At 41.9% G+C, this 1,474-nt stretch carries 1 protein-coding gene; it reads left to right on the top strand.

Annotated elements, in window-relative coordinates:
- On the top strand, positions 1 to 1,364 hold a 1,364-nt coding region (gene ltrA / locus F6K46_RS39700), incomplete at its 5' end, for a group II intron reverse transcriptase/maturase (RefSeq protein ID WP_293068987.1).
- Between the last annotated feature and the right edge of the window lie 110 nt (positions 1,365 to 1,474).

Here is a 1,474-nt window from a genome sequence, read left to right as displayed (position 1 = left end):
CACTAGGAATACCCACTATAGAAGATAGAGCCATTCAAGCATTAGTCAAAATGGCACTAGAACCTGAATGGGAAGCAAAATTTGAACCAAACTCATATGGTTTCAGACCAGGTAGAAACGCCTTCGACGCCCGAGAAGCAATATTTAACGGACTAAAAACACCCAAATGGGTACTAGATGCCGACATAAGTAAATGCTTCGACAAAATCAATCACTCCAAACTGCTGAACAAACTAGACACCTTCCCCAAATTAAGGAGGATAGTAAAGGGATGGCTAAAAGCAGGAGTAATTGACAAGGGTACCTTCGCCAAAACAGAGACAGGTACCCCACAGGGCGGTGTCATCTCACCCTTACTAGCTAATATAGCCCTACATGGAATGGAAGAAGAAATGAAAAGCTTCGCCGAAACCTATGTAGAGAAGAGAAAGAGTAAAACCCAGAAAAGACGGGGGCTCATCTTTGTAAGATATGCCGATGACTTTGTAGTAATGCACAAGTCAAAAGAGCACATCGAAAAATGTAAGGATGTCATAAATGAATGGCTAAATGACATTGGTCTGGAATTAAAGCCTGAAAAAACTCAAATAGTACACTCTAACGATGGATTCGACTTTCTCGGATTCAACGTAAGACAATACGAAGTGGGAAAAAATCAGAGCAAACTAGGGTACAAAACACTCATAAAACCTTCAAAGAAAGCCATCAAGGAACACTGGGAGGACTTGTGCAAGTTAATAGACTCACACAAAGCAGCCCCCCAGGAACACCTAATCAACAAGCTAAACCAGAAAATAAGAGGATGGTGTAACTACCACAAAACTGGCATAAGCAAAGAGATATTTGGTGACTTAGACCACTTGATGTACCAAAAACTGAGAAGGTGGGGCAAGTACAGACACGGAAACAAATCCTGGGATTGGGTCAAAAAGAAATATTGGGGAAGAGTAACCAGAAAAGACGGAGAACACGGTAACGATAACTGGGTCTTCAGAAAATCTGATGAACAACACCTGATAAAACACGCATGGATAGAGGTCAGCAGATACGTAAAAGTGAAGCAAGACCGCAGTATCTATGATGGTGACCTAACATACTGGGGGAACAGAATGAGCAAACACCCCGAATTAGTAACTCAGAAAGGGAAACTTTTCAAGAAACAAAAAGGGAAGTGCGCCCATTGTGGATTAACCTTCAGAACAGGAGATGACTGGGAAGTACACCATGTTAAGCCGCTAAGTCAAGGTGGTAAAGACCAAATCCAAAATATGGAATTAATCCACCTACACTGCCACGACGAGATACATAGGGAAATAAGAAAACATCAAAACAACATTAGGAGTTTAGATGAAAACCCTATATAAGGTACCTAATGACAAAGGACTTCAGACACGAGGAGCCGTATGTGGTGAAAGTCACAAGTACGGTTTTGAAGACGAGTTGGAGAGGGCGACCTCCCAGCTTAGTTTAACGG

It is taken from the genome of Moorena sp. SIO3E8 (assembly GCF_010692445.1).
Lineage (GTDB): Bacteria > Cyanobacteriota > Cyanobacteriia > Cyanobacteriales > Coleofasciculaceae > Moorena > Moorena bouillonii.
Note: the sequence above shows the minus strand (reverse complement) of the source record. Positions and strands in the feature narration are given on the sequence as shown.